The organism is Mucilaginibacter sp. 3215 (assembly GCF_050433785.1).
In the GTDB taxonomy this organism is placed as follows: Bacteria; Bacteroidota; Bacteroidia; order Sphingobacteriales; family Sphingobacteriaceae; genus Mucilaginibacter.
Genome location: NZ_JBNPWO010000001.1, coordinates 106,877 through 131,404, shown reverse-complemented (window position 1 = coordinate 131,404; position 24,528 = coordinate 106,877). Strand labels below are relative to the sequence as shown.

The following is a 24,528-nucleotide window of genomic DNA, read 5'->3' as shown; positions in this document are numbered from 1 at the left end:
ACTCATAAAATCAAAAAAAATCTCCAGGAAAAACATGGAAATTAACAAACAAACAACCGACAGATGAAAGCTTTTTTTCATAGATATTTAAAGATCATCGACAGGTTTATTATTGGCAAATACCTCGGCACTTTTATATTTACTATGGGTATTTTCATGGTGATATCTGTAGTGTTTGACGTATCAGAAAAGCTGGATAATTTCCTTAATAAACATGCCAGTCTGCACGATATTGTGTTCAGATATTATGCGGGTTTTATACCATTTTATTTAAATATGCTGTCGCCGTTGATCAATTTTTTAGCGGTAATTTTCTTTACAGCTAAGATGGCAAATCAAACTGAAATCGTTCCGATACTAAGCGGCCGGGCAAGTTTCAATCGCTTTTTACGACCTTATGTAATCGCTTCATCCATCATATTTGTGGTGTCATTTTTCGCAAATGTTTACCTCATTCCTTTCACAAATCGGCTGAAAATCGACTTTGAAAATGCCAATGGAATGATGGATAATGACCCGACTAAGGTAGAGGTACACATGCAGATTGACAAACACACTTTTGTTTATCTTGCCAATTACGACCCTACAACACACCTTGGTTATAATTTTATCATGGAAAAATTTAATGGTGATACGTTGCGTGAAAAATTAATTGCCGACCAAATCCAATACGATTCTTTAAAACGGATCTGGTCGCTTAAGCAATACAGTGTTAAATATGTGAACGGAATGAAAGAGCAATTCATTACAAGCAACACACCAAAAGACACTGTTTTGGATATGCACCCGAGCGATTTTATTGTATATGATAACGTATACCAGGCCATGTCTTTAAACGACCTGAACAAGAATATTGACAAGGAAAAACTGCGCAGACCAGAGTATCTAAAAGCTATTTATTTTGAAAAATATCACCGGTTTGTTTACCCATTATCGGCGTTTGTATTAACGCTTATTGGTGTTTCTATATCATCAAGAAAGGTGCGTGGTGGCGTTGGTTTACCATTGGGGATAGGTATCCTGTTATGCTTTGCCTATATTATATTAGAGCGGTTTGCCCTCGTATTTTCGGTAAAAGGGGGCATGACACCTTTAATAGCGGTATTCATTCCTAACATCGTTTTTGGCATTTTAGGTTACTATCTGCTTTTAAAAGCACCCAAATAATGGCGCAAAACACCCCTTCATCCCCAAATAAGAACCTAATTATTCTCCATTTTACAGTTTTTGTATGGGGATTTACCGGAATTTTGGGCGCCCTGATCACCATTTCGGCCGTACAATTGGTGTGGTTTAGGGTACTTATTGCCTTTTCATCGTTATTTTTGTATTTCAAATTCAACAAAACTGATTTTAAGGTTGACAGAAAAACCCTTGTAAAATTGGTACTCACTGGCGCGATTGTGGGCGGGCATTGGATCCTTTTTTTCGCTGCCATCAAACTTTCCACAGTCGCCGTCACCCTGGTTTGCCTCTCATCCATCACACTTTTCACGGCAATTTTTGAACCGTTGATCAACAAAAAAAGTATTTCGAAACTTGAAATATTGGCCGGCATTTTAATTATCACCGGCATTGTTTTGATTTTCAAATTCGAAAGCAGATACACTAAGGGTATCATAACAGGGCTTGCCAGCGCTGTTTGTGCCAGCCTTTTCTCTATCATTAATTCGCGTCAGGTGCAAAAAGTACAGGCGCCGGTTATTGCATTTTATGAACTTTCCGGAGCCTTTGTCTGGATCTCAATATACCTGTTTATAACCTCTGGTTACACCAGGGCCATGCTGTTGAAACCAGCAGATATCGGTTACCTGGTACTACTTGGCACCGTATGCACATCGCTTGCTTACGTGGCCGGCGTATCTGTAATGCGCGAACTTTCGGCTTTCCGGGTGGCGCTCATTACCAACCTCGAGCCGGTATACGGTATCATCCTTTCGTTTATTTTTTTCGGAGATCTCAACAAAATGACGCCCGGATTTTGGGGCGGAGCATTCCTTATCCTGTCAACAATTTTTTTGTACCCCATAGCCCGAAAGCAAATAACAAGGCGCAAAACTGTAGCTTAATTCTTAACTCTCCATATTCTTGTTTTATACAAACACTTGTAATAGCCGTGGTTCTGCCTGTTCTTAAAGCAGCCTTTCAACAACTCAAATCACCTTAATTTTTTCGTCATTTTCTCCCAAATAGGGGCGAAGCACCTAAGGCTGCTTTAGCCTTTTTTAGCCCCTCTAAGCCATTTAAATTTTTTAAGACATTCCGGGCTCAACTAATGCATTAGCGCCAAACAGGGGCAAAATCCATTTTTAACTTAGTGTATTAAATATCAATATAAAAACAGGGCATCGAATCTACGTATTCCTATTTTTAACCATTTTTTTAAAATCTACAAACTTAAATAATTCAATTATATACTAAACATATAAATTTAAAAATCAATTACTTATAAAATTTAAATAAATAGATAGTTAATCAAAATTCATCTAAGAAAACCTCCAAAAACTAAAAATATTAGTATATAAATATAAAGCCGCTTTAAATTATCATATAAATTTAAAAATCAAATAAATACATGTAATTATTTAGTGTAAAACTTCTAATCAACCAAAAGTCAAAACCCAATTTACAAAGTGTAATGAAGTAACAATTCAGGAATCAAAAAAAATCGCAGCATTTCTCCTGCTTGTATACAAAATCTATTTTCGAACGATTTTTTTACGCTCTCGCAGAATCCTCGCGAAGAAATTTTTGGCATTAGGAATTACTACCTCGTCAAATTTCAGAAGTGTTAAAAGCATTGATTTTGTATTAAAAAAATTTGCTTAAAATTTCACCATGATTTTGGTCGCTTCGTTTTTGAAAGCGCGATTAGTAACCAGACCAAATCTGAACGAATTAAAAAAAGGCAGAGGTGGCCAAGGTTGATGTAGTCCATAAAATATGACCGTAAAATCAAGGCATATCTTCTCGCTCAGATATAATAAATTTTCGGCGTCTCCATTTATACGAGATCGATTTTTATTAAACATTTAAAAAGCGGATATTGTATTACTCTAAAACCAACATCCATCATGAGCATTAAAACAATTGTCATTGTAGCCATCGCAGTTTTGCTTACCATCGTACTCATGCAAAACACAGATGAGGTTTACTTCAAATTTCTGTTCGCCACATTCAGGGTATCCAAACTAATGATGATGCTTATAGTTGCCATAACGGGTTTTGTGCTCGGCCTGATCGTTGCATGGCCGAAAAAGCAAAAATTTGATATAGAAGGCTACCATGACGCCATACATAAAAAAGAGAACCCCGATACACTAAGTGACGAGGACCGAGAATACATCAGCTAATTATGAAAATAAAAATTGGATTTATTGGCCTCGGCCACATGGGTATCAATATGGCTAAAAACCTGATCGACTCCGGATACCATCTTCAGGTTTACAACCGTACAATTTCAAAGATTGACGAGCTTGATGCCGGCAGCGTAACCAAATGCCTGAGCCCGGCCGAAGCGGCAGCAAATGTGCCGTTTTTGATCACCATGGTGTCGGATGACGAAGTGCTGCGAGAATCGGCTGTAGGCGACGGCGGAATTTTAAAAACGCTACAGCCAAATGCTGTGCACATATCCATGAGCACCATTTCGCCCGATACTTCTGAAGAATTGGCCAAATTACATGAACAGGCCGGCAGCCGCTACCTCGCTTCCCCGGTGTTTGGCAGGCCCGAAGCGGCGGCTGCCCGTAAGCTCTGGATCTGCGTTTCGGGCGATGAACAAGTTAAAACTGATGCCCGGCCAATCCTTGATTTATTGGGCCAGGGCGTGATAGATTTTGGCCCATCAACAGGTGGTGCCAACGTGGTGAAGATAGCAGGCAATTTCATGATCATGGCTTCTATGGAAATGATGGCCGAAGCGTTCACCCTTGCCGAAAAAAACGGACTGAGCCGGACACAGGTTTCCGAGTTTTTTGGTTCGACACTCTTCAATGCTCCTATTTTCCAAAACTATGGCAAGGCTCTTGCAGGTAAGCAATATCAATTTGTAAGCTTCCAATCAAAACTAGGCTATAAGGACGCGCGCCTGGCGTTCAAATTATCGCAGACAAGCGAGATGCCGATGCCTATTGCAAACGCTGTACACGGCCGCTTATTAACTGCTGTAGCCAAAGGCTGGGGTGAGCGTGACTGGATAGAAGGAATAGGTCGCGGCGTGAGTGAAGACGCGGGACTTTGATATCGGATTTCGGATGTTCAACTTCGGATTTTGATTGACGAATTTCGAGATTAATGTCCGGCATAAAACAAGAAGCCGGGTGATATATCGATCGTTTTAAAGATCAATAATCCATTCGGCATTTTTGTGTATAATCAGGATAGGTACAACTTGTACGAGAAGGTATTATTAGAGACTTACGAAGTTTTAAAAACTTCGTAAGTCTGTTATCCATGCCATTGCAATGACGCTTTCTTTCTGGTTTATTCGGCTATAAAAAAATCCAGCCAATTCCGAAATCGGACATCTGAAATCTGATATTATAAATAGAACACTTCGTTCTCACTTTCTAAAAATTTCAGATCAGGAGCTTCGGCAAAAATACCAAACACAGATGCACCGCTTCCGCTCATGCTGGAGTAAATGGCACCGGCTTCGTAAAGGGCCGCTTTAATACCACGGATCTCCACATGATTTTTAAACACGGTTTGTTCAAAATCATTTTTTATAAGCTTCTTCCAGTCGGCTATTGGTTCGTTGATCAAATCAAACAGCGAATCTTTCACCGGGGTTGGTTTTATGCCTCTGAAAGCCTCCCCTGTTGATACATGAACAGGAGGCATCACCAACACTATTTTGTATGCCGATAAATCAAGTTTAATGCTCTCAAATTCGTCGCCACGCTCAAAGGCGAACACGGGTTTGTTCTCGATAAAGAAGGCGCAGTCGGCACCAAGGCGACGGGCGTAATCGGTCATCTCGTCAACAGATAAACCAAGCTTAAATTCGTCGTTCATCAGCCGGATAAAAAACGCCGCGTCAGATGAACCGCCGCCCAGTCCCGCGCCTATAGGGATATGCTTATGCAGGTGAATGCTTACCGGGGGCAGGTCATAATCCTGCTTAAGCATATGGTAACCTTTTACGCAGAGGTTATCTTCCATCAGCCCGGGAATTTCCAGGCCCGTTGAGGTAAAGCTGAGCTTGTCGCCCGGTACCACTTCAAGGGCGTCTTTAATATCGATAGGATAAAAAATGGTTTCGAGATTATGATAACCATCAGGCCGGCGTTCGGTAATATTGAGGCCGATGTTTATTTTTGCATTCGGAAATAAAATCATACAAAGTAATTAACACGTGATGTATTTGCCAACATCAGTAGGAAACCAAAGGTAGATTATTTTTCTTTGCCCTCTGAAAATGTTCATTAGTTCATTGGTTCATTAGTTCATTGGTATTTTATCCAATAAATCTGTATAACCACTCACCTAATCAACTACTCACGTAATCAACTAAAAAGAAATGAAACAGTATCTCGATCTGATGAGGCATGTGATGGAAACCGGCGCGCAAAAGCACGACAGAACCGGTACCGGTACGGTAAGTGTGTTTGGCTACCAGATGCGTTTCAACCTTAAGGATGGTTTCCCGATGGTAACCACCAAAAAACTTCACCTCAAATCTATCATTCATGAGCTCATCTGGTTTTTGAGCGGCGATAGCAATATCCGCTACCTGAAAGAAAATGGCGTAAAAATATGGGACGAATGGGCCGACGAAAATGGCGACCTTGGTCCGGTATACGGTAAACAGTGGCGCTCATGGCCTACACCGGATGGCGGCCATATCGACCAGATCCAACAAGTGGTGAACCAGCTTAAAAACAATCCCGATTCGCGCCGGATTATTGTGTCGGCCTGGAACGTTGCAGAGGTTAACCAAATGGCCCTGCCGCCATGCCATAGTTTGTTCCAGTTTTATGTGGCTCCGCCCGATATTTCAAAAGGCGAGACTAAAGGAAAGTTATCGTGCCAGTTGTATCAGAGAAGTGCAGATATATTCTTAGGAGTTCCGTTCAACATAGCTTCCTATGCGTTGCTCACCATGATGATGGCACAGGTATGTGACCTCGACCTTGGCGACTTTATACACACCTTTGGAGATGCACATTTGTACAACAACCACATGGAACAGGCGCGCCTGCAGCTAAGCCGCGATCCGCGTCCGCTGCCTACCATGAAGATCAATCCTGAGGTAAGAGATATCTTCTCGTTTAAATTTGAAGATTTCACTTTGGAGAATTATGATCCCTGGCCGCATATTAAGGCCGAAGTGGCGGTATAACTTAGTCATTGGCTTCGCGTCATTTGGTCATTGAGTCATTTTTTTGATTGTCCTATTTTACGCCTGATCTTATCATGAGTAATAGAATTGAAGAACTTGAAGTGTATAATCTTTCAGAAGCATTTTCCGACAGGGTTTGGTTTATAGTGGCTAAATGGGAATACTTTGCTAAAGACACTTTGGGTAAACAAATTGTTCGCTCATCTGATTCGATTGGCGCAAACATTGCTGAAGGATTTGGACGCTATCATTACAAGGAGAATAAGAACTTCTGCTATTTTAGCCGCGGATCAATAATTGAAACCAAAGGCTGGCTCAAAAAGGCAAATACGAGAAGCCTGATCAATGACGACGATTATCAATCGCTACTTAGGGAGTTAGAAACAATTCACTTAAAATTAAATATCTACATCAAATTCATTGGAAAAGGAAACATATAAGGCAAGTCAAAAAAAAATGACTCAATGACCTAATGACGCGGTGCATATGACGTAAAACGAATGACGCGAAGCAAATGACCCAATGACTTAATGACCTGCAAGAAATGATACTAAGCATCATCGTAGCCATAGCCAAAAACCACGCTATCGGTAAAGACAATAAATTACTCTGGTATTTGCCTAATGATCTGAAGCATTTTAAAGATGTTACTACCGGGCATACCGTTATCATGGGCCGTAAAACTTTTGATTCGGTTGGTAAGCCATTGCCTAAGCGCCGCAACATTGTTATTACCCGGCAAGCCATCAGTATCGATGGTTGCGAGGTGGTACCATCCATTGAAGCGGCTATTGAGCTTTGCAAGGCCGAGGATGAAGTTTTTATTGTTGGCGGAGCTGAGATCTACCGGCAGGCTATTCCTCTTACAAACCGCATATATCTCACCATTATCGACCAGGATTTTGAGGGAGATACCTTCTTCCCCGAGTTAAATCCTGATGAGTGGCAGGAAACAGATCGTGAAGATTTTGATCCGGACGAAAAAAACAAGTATAAATATGCTTTTATTACACTTGTGCGACGCTAACATTTTTTGTCATGATTTTGTTTTAATTTAAAATTTTGTGCTTACGAAATTTTATTAGATTTGCTGCCTTATTGAAAAAAAGCTTATAAACTAATTTATTACATATTACAAATTCGATGCAAGGCAAAGGGGTTATTAAATTTTTCGCCATACTACTGGCAGTGGTGTGCTTATACCAGCTATCATTTACGTGGGTGGCCCATAAGGTTAGGGAGGATGCCAAAGTATACTCAAAGGGAGATCCTGAGAAAGAAAAAGCTTATTTGGATTCTATTTCCAATCAACCGGTTTATCCGCTATTAAAACATGATTACGCTTATGTATTGCAAAGGGAAATTGCATTAGGCCTTGACCTTAAGGGTGGTATGAACGTTACCATGCAGATCCAGCTTAATGAGCTGGTTAGGAAAATTGCCAACAACAATCCTGATGCTACTTTTAACCAGGCTTTGGCTAACGCCGATAAATTACAGGCCAATGCGCAAACCAACCAAAAAGATTACATCGCTTTATTTGTAAGCGAGTACGAAAAGCTAAGCCCTAACGGTAAACTTGCCGCTATCTTTTCAACAAAAGATAACCAGGACCATCTGAAGTTCAACGCATCAAACAGCGAGGTTAAAACTTACCTTGAGGATTTGGCTTCAACAGCGGTTAAACAATCGTTCACTGTTTTAAACACCCGTATCAACCAGTTTGGTGTAACCCAGCCAAACATCCAGTTGCAACAAGGCTCAAACAGGATTTTAGTTGAGCTGCCAGGCGTTAAAGAACCGGAGCGTGTTCGTAAATTGCTTTCAGGTTCTGCAAAATTGGAGTTCTATGAAACTTTTGATAATGCGGAAGCTTACCAGTACCTGATCAATATTGACAACCTGCTTGCTGCAAAAAGCAAAACTGCCAAAGCGGACACAGGTAAATCAGCGAAAGTAGATACCACTGCTAAACTTGCAGCCGGAAAAGCTGATACAGCTAAAGGAGGTTCATTGTTAAGCAAAGTTCAAAAGAATGCTGCTAAAAACGATACTTCAGCTGCTTCATTAAGCAAAACAAAATTAGCTGCACAACACCCGTTGTTTGCAGTAATGTCATTAAACGTTGGCCAGGGTGCAAACGGCCAGCAGCAATTAGGCCAGGGCCCTGTTGTTGGTTATGCTCCACTTCAGGATACTGCTAAAGTAAATTCATACCTGCACAGTGCAGATGTTTTAGCAGTTATTCCACGTAACATCAAATTTTTGTGGGAAGTAAAACCTATTAAAAACACCAAAACTTTCGCGTTATACGCTATCAAACTTACAGGTGCCGAAAATGGCCCGGTATTATCAGGCGACGTAATTAACGATGCCCGTGCCGATAATGACCAGAAAGGCAGCCCTGAGGTTGTGATGATTATGAACTCGGAAGGTGCCCAAAAATGGCGTACTGTTACTGCTGAGGCATCATCAGGCACTAACAAAAAAGCTATTGCCATAGTTTTGGATGATAACGTATACTCCGCTCCTACCGTTCAGAATGAAATTTCGGGTGGTGTATCGTCAATCTCAGGTAATTTTACCATTGATGACACCCGTGACTTAGCCAACGTATTAAAAGCAGGCCGTCTACCTGCTCCTGCCCACATCGTATCTGAATCAATCGTAGGTCCGTCATTAGGGCAGGAAGCTATTTCTGCCGGTATTACTTCAAGTATCTTGGGTTTGGTGGTTGTGTTGATTTTCATGATCGCATATTACAACCGTGCAGGTACTGTAGCGGTAGTTGCGGTAATTATCAACATTTTCTTCTTGATGGGCGTATTAACCAGCCTGGGCGCTGTATTGACTGTACCGGGTGTTGCCGGTATCGTACTGACCTTAGGTATTGCGGTAGATGCTAACGTACTGGTTTACGAACGTGTACGTGAAGAGCTTGGCCTTGGCAAATCATTAAGGGTTGCAGTAGCCGATGGTTTCAAACATGCATTGCCTTCAATCCTCGATTCACAGATCAGTACATTCCTTACCGGTTTAATCCTGTTCGTATTCGGTTCAGGTCCTATCCAGGGTTTTGCAACTACATTGATGATCGGTATCGCTACTTCATTGTTCTGTTCATTATTGATCTCAAGGGTTATATTTGAGTGGATGCTTGACAAAGGCATGGACATCAAATTCTCAAACCCATGGAGCTCGCATACCTTTAAAAATGCAAACTTTGCATTTGTTAAAAACCGTACTAAATTCTACATCTTCTCCGGCGTGTTTATCGCTGCCGGTTTGGTATCTATCTTCACCCGCGGCTTTACTTACGGTGTCGACTTTGAAGGCGGTCGTAACTACATTGTTAGCTTTACCAACAAAGCAGTAACTACCGAACAGATCCACGATGCCGTTGATGCTACTTTAGGCCGCAGTACTGAAGTTAAAACCATGGGCGATAAATTTAGTATCACCACTAACTATTTGTTTAATGATAACTCAACCGCTGCAGATGCTAAAGTAAAGGCAGCCCTCGTAGATGCGTTGAATAAAAAACCCGAAACCAAAATTGCTAATAGCGACTTAGGTGGTTCAAAAGTAAGTGCTACTATTGCTGATGAGTTAAAAACATCAGCTATTTACACCGTACTATTCGCCATATTTGTAATCTCGGCTTACATCCTGATCCGTTTCCGCAAATGGCAGTTCAGCTTGGGTGCCATGATTGCAACCGCTCACGATGCCCTATTGGTATTGTCTTTCTTCTCATTGTTCAATGGCTTCCTTCCGTTTTCACTGGATATTGACCAGGCGTTTATTGCGGCTATATTAACGGTTATTGGTTATTCGATTAACGATACCGTGGTAGTATTTGACAGGATCCGTGAATTCCTTGATCACTCTAACAAAAACGAAAAACCAGAAGAGGTTATCAACAGGGCCATCAACAGTACATTAAGCCGTACAATTATCACAGCATTAACCGTGGTATTCGTATTGTTGGTATTATTCATCTTTGGTGGCGATGTGATCAAAGGGTTCTCTTTCGCGTTATTGATCGGAGTTCTTTTCGGTACATATTCGTCGATCTGTGTGGCAACACCGGTGATCGTTGACTTTGGAAAGAAAGACCTGAAATAAGAAAAAGAATAAATTGTTAAAAGGCTCCAAAGTAATTTGGGGCCTTTTTTGTTGATGTACAATGCCATACTGCTCATTAGAAAAAGCTATAATATCACCAACAGATGGTGTCGCATATCGCGTACAATGAACTATACTTACACCGTATTTCATATAAATGTTATTGGCGGCACGGAGATTGCGCTATATTCCCAAAAGCGCATTACGTTGCCCTTAAAAAGTTTTTTAACAGATACCCTGCACAAATGAACACATCAAATAATTCAAAATTTCCACTTGTAGTGATCGTAGGCGGCGGCTTCGGCGGCCTGCAGGTAGCAAAACAACTAAAGGACAAACCTGTAGACGTTTTGATGCTGGATAAGCATAACTACCATACTTTTCAGCCCCTCTTATACCAGGTTGCTATGGGCAGCCTCGAATCGGAGTCGATAGCTTTCTCATTAAGGAAAAATTTTGCCAGTCAAAAGAACTTCAGGTTTAGGATTGCCGAAGTAACCAGGGTTGATGCCGATAACAACATGCTAGAAACCACTATAGGCAATATAGCTTATGATTACCTGGTGATTGCTACCGGCTCAACCACTAACTTTTTCGGCAATAAGGATATTGAGCATTACTCCATGCCAATGAAGTCGATCCCCGAGGCATTGAACCTCCGGTATTCTATTTTGCAGAATATTGAAGAAGCCCTGCTTAAAGTAGGCAAGGCCGAACGCGATCCCTATCTTACATTTGTGCTTGTAGGCGCCGGGCCAACCGGTGTGGAGCTTGCCGGCTCATTGGCCGAACTCCGTAACCACGTTTTAACAAAAGATTACCCGGAACTTAAAAAAGAGGACATGAAGGTTTACCTGGTTGACTTTTTACCGAAAGTGCTGGGGCCTTTCTCCGACCAGGCATCCAACGCAGCCCGCACCTTCCTGACCAATATGGGCGTTGAAGTGCTAACCGGCGTAAAGGTGGAAAGCTACGACGGCGAGGAAATAAAATTTGAAGGCGGTAAAACCATCCGCACCAAAAACGTGATCTGGAGCGCCGGGGTTATGGGCGTTGTACCCGAAGGCTTTGATAAAGATGTTATTGAACGTGGAAATAGAATAAAGGTGGATAGTATCGGCCGCGTTGCCGGCTTTAACAACGTATTCGCAATTGGCGACGTTGCAGCCATGATCACCGATGAAACCCCTAAGGGACACCCCGGCGTAGCGCAGGTAGCCATACAAATGGGCCAGCACGTGGCTAAAAATATCATTCATATCATTAACGGCGAACAAACCTCACCGTTTAAGTATAACGATAAAGGCTCATTGGCAACTATTGGCCGCAATAAGGCGGTGGCCGATTTGGGCAAAGTAAAATTCCAGGGATTTTTTGCATGGCTTGTATGGATGTTTGTGCACCTGATATCGCTTTTAGGCGGCCGTAATAAGGTGATTGTATTCATTAACTGGGTATCGAGCTATGTAACCTATAATGGCGGTACGAGACTTATTATCCGCAAATTTGAGCGTGAAGGCTTAACTGAGGATCAGCATTTGCCTAATACGGTTGATTAGCTTAAGTCCGGAGTCTAAAGTCTCGGGTTCTAAGGCTTAAGTCAAAAGTTTTAAGTTGGAAGTTTAGCGTTTTCTAAACTAAATTGATGACTTTTGACTTAAGACTTAAAACCTAAGATTTCCAAAAATGAGCATCAAAATAACCGAATGTCCCCGCGATGCCATGCAGGGCATTCATGATTTTATTCCTACCGATATAAAGGCCGAATACATTAACCTGCTTTTACAGGTGGGCTTTGATACGATAGATTTTGGCAGCTTTGTATCACCCAAGGCTATCCCCCAGTTACAGGACACAGCGGAGGTATTAAAGAAACTCGATCTGAGTAATACTCGCTCAAAGCTATTGGCTATTATAGCCAACTATCGCGGGGCAGAAGACGCGGCTAAACATGAAGAGATCACTTACCTTGGTTATCCATTTTCCATATCCGAAACATTTCAGCTTAGAAATACAAACTCAACCATTGAGCAGGCTTTTGAAACCGTACAGCGGATAAAGGAATTGAGCCATAAAAACGGCAAGCAATTGTTAGTTTATCTTTCCATGGGTTTTGGAAACCCTTACGGTGATGAATGGAATACCGGCATCATTGAACACTGGGCAGAAAAAATGACAGCAGAAGGAATAAAAAACGTCGCTCTTGCCGATACCATAGGTATTGCGGATGCAGAACAGATCAGTGGCATTTACCCCAACCTTTGCCGTTTATTCACCAATACCGAGTTTGGCATTCACTTGCATTCCACTCCTGATACATGGCAACCTAAAATAGCCGCAGCCTACCAAAGCGGTTGCAAGCGTTTCGATACTGCAATAAAAGGCTACGGAGGCTGCCCAATGGCCAAAGACGATCTCACAGGCAATATTGCCACCGAAAACCTGATAGGCTACCTTAAAATACAAAATGAGCCCACAGGGCTTAATATGGATAAATTTAAAGAAGCGATGGATTACTCGGGAAGGGTGTTCGCCTGAGCAGAATTTACAGAACTTAAGAAGTTACAGAATTGAAGCTTGCATACCAGGGCAAAGAAATTAATTCTGCTAATTTAAAAATTCTGTAAATTCTGATTCAGACCATTCTTTATGCCGCGGCGTGCTTAGTTGCTTTAGCTGCTTTATTTTTCACCACTCTGTCAAAGTTTTCCATTACCAACACAGCCGCACCAATTAACTCAGCATCAAATCCAAGTTCAGATACTAATAGTTCGGTACCGCCTGCCAGGCGCGGGATACAGTACTTGTGAAGGGCTTGTTGTATCGGGGCCATCAGTATCTTGGCAACTTTAGCCCCGCGACCACTTAATACAATGATGGCGGGGTTCATAATATGGATAAGAATGGCCAGGGCCTTCCCTATTTTATAACCCGCATCCGATAATAGTTCAATCGCAAACTGATCGCCATTATTTGCAGCCTCTATCAGGGCATCTCCCATTAGTTTGGAGTGATCTTCCTCATTATATTTTAAGCTGGTTACACGGCCTTTTTTGATACCTGCTATGGCTTTTTGAGCAACTACCAATAATGATGCTTCGGCTTCCAGGCAGCCACGTTTACCACATTCGCAAAGGGAACCATCTTCCGATAGCGGGATATGGCTTAGCTCGCCTGCAAAACCGTTGTGACCGCGGAACAGTTTTCCATTTACGATCATCCCCAGGCCAATACCCCAGCCCAGGTTTATTACCATAACTTCCTGCTGTGATTTGGCAATACCAAATTTTTGTTCGGCAAGGGCTATCAGGCTCGAATCGTTATCGATGTAGGTGGCGATGCCTGTTTTGGAAGTAAGGTAGGCAGTTAAGCTTTGTCCGCCGGCATCAAGGTAGGTGTAATTGATACCTTCGGTGATATTGATGAAGCCGGGCATACCGATACCTATTCCGGCAATCTTATCTTTAAGGACCCCACTGTTTGCTATGTAGTTATTAATCTGCTCAACCAGCGTGGGCAATGCCTCGGGGTTATTGAGTAGCTTAAGCTCAAAGGTAAGCATATCGGCAACCGGATTATTCAGCAGATCAAACATCTGGATACGGGCGGTGAGCTGATCGAGCGCGATAGCTAAAATATGCATAGCGCTTGACTTTACCGAATACATTAACGGGCGACGGCCGCCGCTCGAAGGGGCATACCCCTGTTCAACCACAAAACCCTCGTGCATTAACTCGTTTATAGCTTTGGCTATAGACGGAATACTTTTATCAAATAACTCACTTAATCCGGCACACGACATGGCCTTATTAAAATAAAGCCTTTTAATGATCATATTTTTTAACTGGCTGCCCTTTACCCCTTTATTCGTAAGTTCCATCAACAATTATTATAGTTTGGTTTATAACAGGCAACACCTTAGTGTTCTGAATTTTATAAAATTAAAAATAAAGTCAATAATACAACTGTAAAAACTACAGTATTAAACCCGTTGTAAGTACATGGACATTATAAACGTACTATTTGCCTACAACGTACAAAAATATCTATTATATCCGTGTACGATATAAAATAAGCGAAAGTTTTGATTAAAATTAGTTTCAAGGGGCCGCGAAGGTAAATAATTACCTTATGGCAACAGCCAAAAGCGCCATCCATTCCAGTAATTATCGTATTGCGAACTGAAGCTTTGTAACTGAAGCGATAATGGTAAACCGTACGAAAAAGCAAAAGCATCATACATTTGCCCCTCACTGAAGTTTACAACGCCCTTGGTTTTTAAATTATACACTTTATATCCCGAATCAACTGCCATGCAAAGGTTATCTCCTTTCAAAACAAAAGCTTTCACATGCACTTGTTTATTTGTGCCCTTGGGTGTAAAATATGCAAACTGGTCTCCTTGTTCTATTGCTTCGCCGTGCCCTAAAGGAATGCGTGAATCATCACCAAGCCCGTGATTGCCATAGTAAGTAAATGAAAACATAATTAGCAGAAGGCCCACAATGACATAAACCCTCCATATTCCTGACCATTTAAAGCCGGTGTACTTTTTCCGTACTTTCAAGATCAATACCCATAAAAGCCAAACTATGGGCGTATAAATAAGGGCAAGCAAGTATGATTTAATAATAACGAATAGGAAATGGAACAGAGCGGTCATAAGGTGGTTTAATTTTTTTCAATTTGCATAAACATCCAGCGTTGCCCTTCAAGGTCGGAGGCGCGGTAACGGGTACCAGGAAAGCCATATTCGAGTTCGCTTAATATGATCGCACCTTTACTTTTCGCGATATTATAATGAGCCACAATATCATCTACATAAACTAAAACGCCGTTTATAATGTAAGGCACCGTGCTCCATTTGGCGGCAATCTCACAATTTTGGGCATGATGCGCCGGTCCCTGATAGTGGGGTGTCGGCTCGGCCAGTATAACCAAACTTTTACCCATTTTGAGTTCCCCGTGTGTAAGGCGGCCGGCTTCATCCGTCATCCGCATGTTTTCGGTAAATCCAAACACATTGCATAACCAGTTCATAGCCGCGATGCCATCTTCATAGGCAAGCATAGGGATTATTTGCTGGTTATTGTTCATCGGTTTACCTCTGGCTGTTGGCAGCACTAAAGGTAAACTATTGCGGCCTATTTATCAAAGCAGCTTATTTTTCTTCCAGCTGCTTTTTAAGTTTTGCTATTTCGTACTCAAGTTTAAGTACGTACTCATTTTGCGGGGCAAAGGCTTCCTTAATTTCATCAACGGTGTAGCGCGGCGTAATATGCTGCGGGCAATTCCAGTCGAACGCTTTTACATCGAAGATGAGCATTCTTTCGGGCGTGTGTTTGTACTCAGCAGGATCAATCAGATCAAATAATTCCGGATTATCGGCAAGTTCAACAACGCGTGCATCGGCATAAATTTTAAGCCGTGTTTTATGAGGATAATCCATCATAAACAAAGATACCTGCGGATGCGCCATCACGTTGCCAACCGAAATATATTGCTTGTTGCCCCTGAAATCGACCACACCAATGGTATGGTTATCTATCACTTTAATAAAACCGGCCGGCCCTCCCCTGTGCTGAATATATGGGTAGCCATTCTCGCCTATACTGGCCATATAAAAACTGTCGCGGCTTTCAATAAATATTTGCTCAGATTCCGTAATGCCATCCTTATCCGCCATTAGGCTTTCCATACGGGCATAACTACTGCGGCTGCCATATTTTTCCTGGAGCTTTTTAACGCCATCTGTAAAAGCAAAGCGTGCAAAATTCATAATATAAAAATTTTAAATGGATAAAATACTTATGCCCGCCTTGCGGTGCAAGGCGGGCATAAAGGTGTAAACTAAATTATAAATCAGGAGAAATTATTTTACCAGTTCAGGAATCGCAGGCCAGTCAACCGGTACCTGGGTTAAGGCGTATACGTAGTTGGTAATGGTTTTATCGCCAACGGCTACTGCTACGTCGATCAGGTTAGCCTGGGTATAACCGGCAGCATAAAAGTTTTCAACCAGTTGATGATCGGCATGGCCTTTATTTTCGGTAATTGATTTGGCTACTTTAACCAAAGCATCAATTTTGGGATCAAATGAAGCTGAACCGCCACGGATCTCGACGATCTGATCATCAGTGAAACCATTCATTTTAGCGATGGCAGTGTGAGCGGCAGAACAGTAAGCACAATCATTTACCTGGCTTACTATGAGGTTTACAGCTTCTTTTTCTTTAGCACGTAATGATGTTTTACCGTTTGAAAGAGTTATATAGTTAGCAAGCGCATGATCTGAAGTTGCAAAAACTGCAAACAGGTTTGGCACGCGGCCCACTACTTTTGTTAATGTATCAAATATGGCCTGGTTTTCTGAAGTTACTTGTTCTCTGGTTGGAATTGCGAAAGTTTTCATTTTATGTGGTGTTAATTTTGTTGTTTTGAATTAACACTACAAAGGTGGCGACTTTCGCCCCCCTGCGGAATGGGCAAACTTCCCGGCTTCTTGTAATTATTTCCCTTCGGCCACCAAAACCTTATTATTTCTGAAATCGGTGGGTGAAACCGAGGTGTGTTTTTTGAAGAAATTGCTGAAATAAGCCGCATCTTCAAAACCAAGTTCATAAGTTATCTCCTTGGCCGATTTATCGGTATAGTACAACAACCGCTTAGCCTCAATAATAAGCCGCTCCCGTATCACCTGTAATGGCGACTTATGATTGTATAATGCAAAAAGATTGGAAAGCGTTTTGGGCGATTTATTTAATTGCTGCGCGTAATAGGCAACAGAATGATGTTCGCGGTAATTATTCTCTACCATTAAGTTGAACTTGCGGATAGTACCAAACTTTTCGTCAGCCAGCGCCTCTTTATGCCCACTGTGGGCCTTGGCGAGGCGGGTTACGATAATGATAAGCCGTTTTAACAGCATCCTGAGCATATCTATCTGGATATTATCTGCCGTTTCAAATTCTTCAATGAAAATATCAAGCAAGCGCTGTAGTTTAAACTGCATGGTTGCGTCGAGGGTAACAAAAACCTGCTCCGAGTTACCATAAAAAAGGAAGCCCACACAGCTTACTTCCTCGTCATGATCTACAATGCAATAAAAATCGCGGTTAAACTGCCAGGCTACTATATCTTCCGGCCGTTCAAAACGGAAGGATTGGTTAACCATCAACGGCAAAATGGTATTGGGCAAAAAATCGTAATCCACCTCATCAATTGTAACAGTTTGCTTTTCGCCCTTATTCCAGGCTATGGTGAGGTACTTATGCTGACGATCGCGGGTAAAAAACATCCTGTCGAAATGTTTTTCATTAATGAGCAGCAGCAAATCGCCGCCTGTAGATTGTTCTGTAGCTGATAGTTTCATTTTTGCGTGATAGCAAAGATATTTAAAAGTAGTAATTAAGAACTCACCAGCATCGGTTTATCGCAACCGGATGACCAATCGTGCTGAACATTGGTCATAAGTAACGCATTGTCAAACTTTACTGAACCCTTCGGAAAAATACTTTCATCTTCAAAAAAGCTTGATTTAACAGCACTCACTTCGAGCGCCTGTACTTTCCAGTTATCGGTATATAACACTAACCCTTCATACTTATTGCCATTGGGTGAATATCCGGTTGCCCCGGCCTTAAAGAAATCAGAAGCTACATCAAGCGTCCCGAATATCGAATCCGGATTGAGTTGATCAGCAACTTTTGCATCCACACTAATCGCCGTTCCGTCCGAACTGGTGAAAGCCACGTGATATTGGTCGTCGTGCTCATTAACGTCAAATTTGGCATGATAATGCCTGCCGGGAAATACCCTGCCGCCGGCAACCGTATTAAATAAAGATGATGTATCTCTGCGCGGAATATAAACTCCTTGTTTTAATTCTCCATTTTCGTGCCATTCAACGGCAATGCGATGCGCACCATTTTCAGATCCAACTCCTAAAAAAGCAGGCATTCCTTTAGGTCGCACCTTTTTAAGCCTGATCAAACAGATCCCGGCTATAGCCTTGCCATTAAAAAGCTGGGGGCTGAAGGGCGGCGGTACCATTTTTTTAGCTATATCCGCATCTACTGTAAAGTTTATTAATATACGTCTGTCAATTATACCGGTAATATTCGGAATCTTCATAGGATAAATGTATGATGGCTTTTTGTTGTTTGAGTGACCGAACGCAGATTATTTTATCTCAATTAATCGCACAATTTAACAACCGCTTAACATACTTCATCAAACATTCATTCAAAAAAGGGAAATTGCCATTAATTGTCTGCAGCTATTGCAGGCAACTACCCCTATTGATTTAAAAATGGCTATTACCCAATTTCTTGACCGGCATCAGGATGCTGTGCAGGTTGCTTTATATGCTTTTATCATATGCTCGTTATGGCTTATGGAAGTTTGCGTTGCTTCTGGTATGATTTCGGTAAAAAAGCGCTGGCAGCATAATAAAACCAACCTCCTGTTCATTTTCACAGCCCTCCCTATCCAACTATTGCTCACTACTATTGTTTTAATCATAGTTGGCTGGACCAACTTACATCATTGGGGGCTGATTAATTACATGCCCGGTCATCACAATAAATGGGTTTACTATATCAGCCTTTTCATGCTGCTTGACCTCTGCGAATACATTTACCATGTGGTAATGCACAAGATAGATCCGCTTTGGAAATTTCACCTCGTGCATCACAGCGATCTTCATGTTGACGTTTCAACCACAGTACGTGAACATCCCTGCGAAACCTGTGTGCGCACATGCTGCTTAATGCTTTGGGTATTTATTTGCGGCCCGGCTATTAGCGTTTTAGTATTAAGGCAAACCTTTCAATCATTATTTAATATCCTGGCCCATACCGAATTCAGGCTTCCCCGGAAGGTTAATAAAGTGGTTGGCCTGATTTTCATAACGCCCAACCTGCACCATGTACACCACCACTATCAACTGCCCCATATCGACCGGAACTATGGCGATGTATTAAGTATATGGGACAGGCTTTTTGGTACTTTTGGTGAGCTTGAGCAGGAAAACACCCGTTTTGGCATAGATACCCATATGGATAAAGAAACTACCGGTAAGTTTGCGAATATTCTTAAAATACCGTTTCAAAAGCTGGAACGGCCAAACGGGTACCAGGATCAACATTAATCGGAGCTGTCATTCTTCGTCTTCCCCAAAATCTTCCATTACTCCAAAGTATTCTTCCCATTCCGGATCTTCGATAACGGTTATACTTATAGGAAGTTCATCAAACTCAGATAAAGCATCATTTAACCTGTCGCCTGCCATGTCAATATCAGTGGTATACCAGGCCCACCAGCGTTCATTTTCGCCGGTGAATACAAATGCCAGGATACTTTGATAATCATCCTCAAGGATATCCACCAATGCGTCCTCTACCTGCTCCATCAGCAACATTTCATCAGCCGGAGGCAGTAACGATGGATCAAATGATTCATAACTCCAGGTTACATCCATCCGCTGCAGGTAAACACCGGTTTCAAAAAAGTTTGATAAATTGGGCCTGTAACGGACCAGCAGCGGGATATCGTCATCGGATACGGCTTCAACCGATACCCAGGTATCGTCTAAGATCATACGTCTGTTTTTTTAAGGTTTAGCAGGGACGTTTTTACAGATAAAATACTATAGCAGAACGATACGGATTTGTAATTATTTTAGTCCTCAATAACAAATGTTTAGCTACCGTCAACTTTCCGGGTATAAAGATAATCATGCCAGACAAAATCCGGTTCATTTGTTCAAAAAATCATTCATTAAGCCCCTTTATTAATGAAGAACAGACTTACGAAGTTTTTAAAAACTTCGTAAGTCATAAACATCCTTTTTACTCTATCTCAAACTCTTTCTTCAGTTTAATATCAACCGATGAACTGCCTATCATCACCATAAACTTACCAGGCTCAACCGTCCAGTTCATGTTTTTATCCAGCAGTGCCAAATCATCGGGATGCAGCGTGAATTGCACAGTTTTCTTTTCGCCCGGGTTAAGGGTGATCCTGTCAAAACCACGTAAGTCATACTCATAAGTTGTAACGCTGCTTACTTCATCCTTAAGATAAAGCTGCACCACGTCATCACCTTTGCGCTGACCGGTATTGGTCACATCAACACTAACCTGTATAAGTCCCTGCGAGTTACCTTTTTCGGGCGATACCTGCAGGTTACTGTACTCAAACGTAGTGTAGCTTAAACCGTAACCATAAGGGTATAAAGCACCTTTTACACTGGTTTTGCCCCAGCTGTTTTGCCCGCCCTGTTCTGCCTGCGACGATGGTTTAAAAGGGAAATTATACTCCAACTGACCGGTTGTTTTTGGGAAAGTGATCGGCAACCTTCCGCCGGGATTGTTATCGCCAAACAGGGTTTCAGCAATCACCCTCCCGCTTTGTACACTGGGAAACCAGGCTTCCAATATGGCCGGTACATATTTATTTTCCCAGTTGATGGTTAGCGGCTGCCCGTTGATCATCACCATTACCACAGGCTTGCCAGTGGCTTGTAATGCCTGAATCAGTTTTAATTGCCTGCCGGGAAGGTTCAAGCCGGTACGCGATAAGCTTTCGCCTACACGGTCAACATCCTCACCTACCACAGCAATCACTATATCCGATTGTTTGGCCTGCGCCACCGCCGAATCAATTCCTGCCTGCTCCTGCGCCGTCAGCGGCGTTTCAATGATCTCGCTTTCGGGCCAGGTAGCGTTAATCATATCGCAGCCTTTAACATAGCTTACTTTAGCATCGTTGCCAACATAATTTTTAACACCATCAAACACGGTAGTAACCGGGTTATGCGATGGACCATACCTGCTTACAGCATAGTTAGTTTCCTTAGCCAGCGGACCAGTTACCAGAATGTTAGGATACTTCTTTTTGTCTAACGGCAACAGGTTATTGGCATTTTTAAGCAGTATCATCGATTCGCGGTTCATTTTGAGACTCATGGCCTTGTCCGCATCGGTGTGCACTATTTTATCTGCAGCTTTAGGATCTTTAACGTAAGGACTGTCAAACAACCCCAACCTGAATTTTACTTTCAGCACTTCGCCAACGCGGGTATCAATAATCTTCATGGAGATGCGGTTTTCTTTGATCAGCTCGCGCAAAGGCATAATAAAGGTTTGCGGCATAGTGAAATTAGTGCGTACGTTAAGCCCGGCTTCCACCGCCTGCCTTACGGCTTCCTTATAATCTGCCGCTACATGGTGTTTAGAGTACAGAAACTCAACAGCCTCACTGTCGCTTACCACATAACCATCAAATCCAAATTGCTGGCGTAAAAGCTGGGTTAAAAAGTAATAACTACCGGTTATGGGCACACCATCCCAGTCATTATAGCTACTCATTACGCCCATAGGATGCGCCTCCTGGATCACCCTGCGGAAAGGATATAAATACAACTGGTGCATTTCTCTCGGTGCCACATGCGGATCGGTACGGGCGCTGCCGTCACGGCCTCCTTTAGGCACGCTGTACACAGCAAAGTGCTTAAGGGTTGAGGCTACGCCACCTTCCTGAATCCCCAGCACCATTTGCTTGCCCATTTCGGCAATATGAAAGGGGTCTTCACCATAACATTCAACTACACGGCCCCAGCGCTGGTCACGGGCGGGGTCAAGTATAGGCGCATAAACGTTGGTATATCCGAGGGCTTTAGCCTCGCGGCCAACGGTTTTACCCGCCTGATACACAAGTTCTTTATCAAAGGTACTGCCTATGGATATTGGCGCAGGCAGTGGCGTGGCCCGGTCATGGTTAAGGCCGTGAATCCCCTCGTTGGTAAAATCAACCGGAATTCCTAAACGGGTTTCCTCAACAAACCATTTTTGGATGGTGTTGATTGCCGAAGCATGTTTACTGAACGGGTATGAATATTGCGTGGGCGCATCGTCGGTATGCGAGGTAAGGTTATTCAGTTCCTCGTCGATGTTGGCGATACCATCTTTCCAAACTTCATTTTTCCAGTTGGGTACAGGCATTTCATCTTTTAAAACGCGTTTATAACCATAAAGGGTAGCCATTTGGCAGGTTTTCTCTTCAACAGTCATCTGGCTTACCAGGTCGGCCACACGCTTATCAATGGGTTGTGAGGGATCTTCAAACACATCCATTTTGCCGTTCTTATTAAAATCTATCCAGCCTTTGTGATAGATATTTTTTTCCTGTGCCGATGCTGCAAGGCTAAAGCTGATAGATAAAGCGGATGCCACAAATACCCGCGGCAGATAGTACTTAATTCTCATGAGGTTGTATTGGAGTTGGAACTTCAAATATATAAACCTGTGTGGGGTGCAGCCATGCCCGGGGCCGTATATTTTAACTATATCGTTTGAGTGACGAGGTTTAAACCCGCCACTTGCATAGTAACAACCTTAATCTAATCCAATTCGGCATTTGCGTACCTTCTAATTTTAACGCTTATTATTTATGGCATCTGCCGGGAAGGCCGCGAGATAACGGCAGCTATTATGTAAGGTTTGTTTGCAATTGCGGATTATATAATAATTGGCGTTTGCAGCTATTTGATAATATATATTATCAAAACTCCATGGCATGATCTTAACGGGCATCTGCCCAATCAGCTTCGGTAAAGGCTGGATTTATTTTATAATCGTTATAGGTAATGCTGCTTTTTTGCGCACCCTCTGTTTGTAATTCGGCGGCAGGGAAAACAATACCATCAACCGTTTTAAAACCGGTAAAAGCCGATATCTGCACCAACGAGCCTACTTTAGTACCTTCGCCAACCAACTGATTTTTATTGTCTAACACGGCAAAACTGGTTATGCCGTCAAAACTATAGCTCACTATCATCACGTTATTTTTACCCTCCTGTGCCTTAACATTTTGAATATGGTCGAGGTTCTCTTTCCTGAATAATAACGCTCCTGAACGGAAACCTTGTTTCAATTGCGATATGCGGGAAGATGAAAGCGGTTTTTTATCGCCGTTACGCCATTGCCAGCCATTATCACCTTCCATTTGCTCAACCTGCAACAACTTCCCACCTTTGCGAATCTCAGAGCGCACACGATGAGCAGACAGGTCAATCTTAATGGTAAAATCGAGGCCCGTCATCGTAGCAGAGATCTGCATGGTTTTAATTGCATTGAGCTTTGCACCGCCGTGTACTTCGGCAGCCTTGTTTAATAAACCCGCAGCATCATTATCACCGGTTTCAGCTGCCTGATTTCCGGCAGTTGTTTTGGCATTGCCGGAAGACCCGGATGTTGTTTTAGATGAGGATGACGCGCTTTTGGGTGCTTTGTCCTCCATAAAATAAATATTGCCGTCAATGGCAGCCATCACCGGTTTTTCACCGGGGCGGCAAAAGAAACTATGCGTTTCGGTTTTACCTGTATTGTAATTTAGGGTAAGTACTCCATCTTTAATTGTATAGGTACCTGCCCCGCTGTCTTTGCGACCTCCGCCACCTCCTATGCCTTCACCGGATACCATGGTAGCTGAAGAACTATTTTGGCTAAAATTGCCCTTACCATCAAAATAAAGACCTTTTGAGCCCGATGTGCCAACAAATACCTGCCCGGTATTCCCGCCTCCCATGCTACTTGCATGTGTAAATTGATAATAACCGGCAGGTACCCTATCGGCAGTATTGAGCTTTAAAATACTGAAAGAACCTGCATCGATATCGCCGTCAGATTCAATTTTATATTCCTGTTTGGCGCCTTTGAGATACTGCAGCTTGAGCGTACTGCCCTGTACCTGGTAACGGCCTGCAACATGTGTTTTCCAATCGGGCTTTTCAAGCAAATCGTTAAAAGTACCATCGGGCCTTAACTGGAAAACAACATCACTGCGGCCCATGCCTCCCCCCATAGTAACAGGTAAGGTTATTTCAATACCGGCGTAAACGCCGCTTACATTTTTTGGTTGCGCGCCGGCATTAACACCGGCAAAAAGTGTGATAAGCAAACCTAACACAAAAGCTTTCATAGTATCGGCAGGAAAAAATTCTACGATTCAGATTTAACTATCAACTCCTGCACGATAAAAATGTTTTTAGC

Annotated in this window: 22 protein-coding genes; 11 read left to right on the top strand and 11 right to left on the bottom strand. The window is 42.4% G+C overall.

The window, feature by feature from the left end:
- Positions 1-63 precede the first annotated feature (63 nt).
- The 4 genes from ABIC84_RS00570 (at position 64) to ABIC84_RS00555 (ending at position 4,243) form a co-directional block, all read left to right on the top strand.
- Positions 64-1,167 carry an LptF/LptG family permease gene (locus tag ABIC84_RS00570; protein ID WP_426586411.1) on the top strand — a complete coding sequence of 368 codons (1,104 nt, stop codon included), beginning with the start codon at positions 64-66 and terminating at the stop codon, positions 1,165-1,167.
- Positions 1,167-2,069, top strand: a complete 903-nt coding sequence (locus ABIC84_RS00565) for a DMT family transporter (protein WP_429262350.1) — start codon at positions 1,167-1,169, stop codon at positions 2,067-2,069. Before ABIC84_RS00570 ends, ABIC84_RS00565 begins: the two co-directional genes overlap by 1 nt.
- A gap of 1,005 nt (positions 2,070-3,074) precedes the next feature.
- Positions 3,075-3,353 carry a lipopolysaccharide assembly protein LapA domain-containing protein gene (locus ABIC84_RS00560; protein WP_429262349.1) on the top strand — a complete coding sequence of 93 codons (279 nt, stop codon included), beginning with the start codon at positions 3,075-3,077 and terminating at the stop codon, positions 3,351-3,353.
- A 2-nt stretch (positions 3,354-3,355) separates the two neighbouring features.
- A complete protein-coding gene (locus tag ABIC84_RS00555; RefSeq protein WP_429262348.1) occupies positions 3,356-4,243 on the top strand; it encodes an NAD(P)-dependent oxidoreductase in 888 nt (295 codons plus the stop codon).
- Between the two features lie 299 nt (positions 4,244-4,542).
- Here ABIC84_RS00555 and ispE read toward each other — a convergent pair whose 3' ends face one another.
- Positions 4,543-5,343 carry a 4-(cytidine 5'-diphospho)-2-C-methyl-D-erythritol kinase gene (gene ispE / locus ABIC84_RS00550; RefSeq protein ID WP_429262347.1) on the bottom strand — a complete coding sequence of 267 codons (801 nt, stop codon included), beginning with the start codon at positions 5,341-5,343 and terminating at the stop codon, positions 4,543-4,545.
- Positions 5,344-5,524: 181 nt separating this feature from the next.
- On the opposite strand from ispE, the gene ABIC84_RS00545 reads away from it, so the two are divergent.
- The 6 genes from ABIC84_RS00545 (at position 5,525) to ABIC84_RS00520 (ending at position 13,012) form a co-directional block, all read left to right on the top strand.
- Positions 5,525-6,346, top strand: coding sequence for a thymidylate synthase (locus ABIC84_RS00545; protein ID WP_426586399.1), 822 nt, complete (start codon positions 5,525-5,527; stop codon positions 6,344-6,346).
- Positions 6,347-6,420: 74 nt separating this feature from the next.
- Positions 6,421-6,786: a four helix bundle protein gene (locus tag ABIC84_RS00540; protein ID WP_429262346.1), complete on the top strand. Its 366-nt coding sequence runs from the start codon at positions 6,421-6,423 to the stop codon at positions 6,784-6,786.
- 104 nt (positions 6,787-6,890) lie between these two features.
- Complete coding sequence (locus ABIC84_RS00535; RefSeq protein ID WP_426586395.1) at positions 6,891-7,373, top strand: dihydrofolate reductase; 483 nt, start codon at positions 6,891-6,893, stop codon at positions 7,371-7,373.
- 116 nt (positions 7,374-7,489) lie between these two features.
- Entirely contained in the window at positions 7,490-10,474 is a 2,985-nt protein-coding gene (gene secDF / locus ABIC84_RS00530; protein WP_429262345.1) for a protein translocase subunit SecDF, read from the top strand.
- Between the two features lie 245 nt (positions 10,475-10,719).
- A complete protein-coding gene (locus tag ABIC84_RS00525) occupies positions 10,720-12,033 on the top strand; it encodes an NAD(P)/FAD-dependent oxidoreductase (protein ID WP_426586391.1) in 1,314 nt (437 codons plus the stop codon).
- 127 nt (positions 12,034-12,160) lie between these two features.
- Positions 12,161-13,012 carry a hydroxymethylglutaryl-CoA lyase gene (locus ABIC84_RS00520; RefSeq protein ID WP_426586389.1) on the top strand — a complete coding sequence of 284 codons (852 nt, stop codon included), beginning with the start codon at positions 12,161-12,163 and terminating at the stop codon, positions 13,010-13,012.
- Positions 13,013-13,121: 109 nt separating this feature from the next.
- On the opposite strand, the gene ABIC84_RS00515 is transcribed toward ABIC84_RS00520, so the two are convergent.
- The 7 genes from ABIC84_RS00515 to ABIC84_RS00485 form a co-directional block, all read right to left on the bottom strand.
- Complete coding sequence (locus ABIC84_RS00515) at positions 13,122-14,354, bottom strand: ROK family protein (RefSeq protein ID WP_429262344.1); 1,233 nt, start codon at positions 14,352-14,354, stop codon at positions 13,122-13,124.
- 249 nt (positions 14,355-14,603) lie between these two features.
- A complete protein-coding gene (locus tag ABIC84_RS00510) occupies positions 14,604-15,137 on the bottom strand; it encodes a hypothetical protein (protein WP_429262343.1) in 534 nt (177 codons plus the stop codon).
- 8 nt (positions 15,138-15,145) lie between these two features.
- Complete coding sequence (locus tag ABIC84_RS00505) at positions 15,146-15,571, bottom strand: VOC family protein (protein ID WP_429262342.1); 426 nt, start codon at positions 15,569-15,571, stop codon at positions 15,146-15,148.
- A gap of 64 nt (positions 15,572-15,635) precedes the next feature.
- On the bottom strand, positions 15,636-16,253 hold the full coding sequence (locus tag ABIC84_RS00500; protein WP_429262341.1) for a pyridoxamine 5'-phosphate oxidase family protein: 618 nt from the start codon (positions 16,251-16,253) through the stop codon (positions 15,636-15,638).
- 93 nt (positions 16,254-16,346) lie between these two features.
- Positions 16,347-16,886: a carboxymuconolactone decarboxylase family protein gene (locus ABIC84_RS00495; protein ID WP_426586379.1), complete on the bottom strand. Its 540-nt coding sequence runs from the start codon at positions 16,884-16,886 to the stop codon at positions 16,347-16,349.
- 96 nt (positions 16,887-16,982) lie between these two features.
- Complete coding sequence (locus ABIC84_RS00490) at positions 16,983-17,846, bottom strand: helix-turn-helix domain-containing protein (RefSeq protein WP_429262340.1); 864 nt, start codon at positions 17,844-17,846, stop codon at positions 16,983-16,985.
- 35 nt (positions 17,847-17,881) lie between these two features.
- A complete protein-coding gene (locus tag ABIC84_RS00485; RefSeq protein WP_429262339.1) occupies positions 17,882-18,607 on the bottom strand; it encodes a DUF2071 domain-containing protein in 726 nt (241 codons plus the stop codon).
- A 178-nt stretch (positions 18,608-18,785) separates the two neighbouring features.
- Between ABIC84_RS00485 and ABIC84_RS00480 the strand changes: the two genes are divergently transcribed.
- A complete protein-coding gene (locus ABIC84_RS00480; protein WP_429262338.1) occupies positions 18,786-19,625 on the top strand; it encodes a sterol desaturase family protein in 840 nt (279 codons plus the stop codon).
- A gap of 9 nt (positions 19,626-19,634) precedes the next feature.
- On the opposite strand, the gene ABIC84_RS00475 is transcribed toward ABIC84_RS00480, so the two are convergent.
- The 3 genes from ABIC84_RS00475 to ABIC84_RS00465 form a co-directional block, all read right to left on the bottom strand.
- Positions 19,635-20,075: a DUF695 domain-containing protein gene (locus ABIC84_RS00475; RefSeq protein WP_429262337.1), complete on the bottom strand. Its 441-nt coding sequence runs from the start codon at positions 20,073-20,075 to the stop codon at positions 19,635-19,637.
- 250 nt (positions 20,076-20,325) lie between these two features.
- Entirely contained in the window at positions 20,326-22,743 is a 2,418-nt protein-coding gene (locus ABIC84_RS00470) for a glycoside hydrolase family 3 N-terminal domain-containing protein (protein WP_429262336.1), read from the bottom strand.
- A gap of 316 nt (positions 22,744-23,059) precedes the next feature.
- Complete coding sequence (locus tag ABIC84_RS00465; RefSeq protein WP_429262335.1) at positions 23,060-24,457, bottom strand: hypothetical protein; 1,398 nt, start codon at positions 24,455-24,457, stop codon at positions 23,060-23,062.
- Between the last annotated feature and the right edge of the window lie 71 nt (positions 24,458-24,528).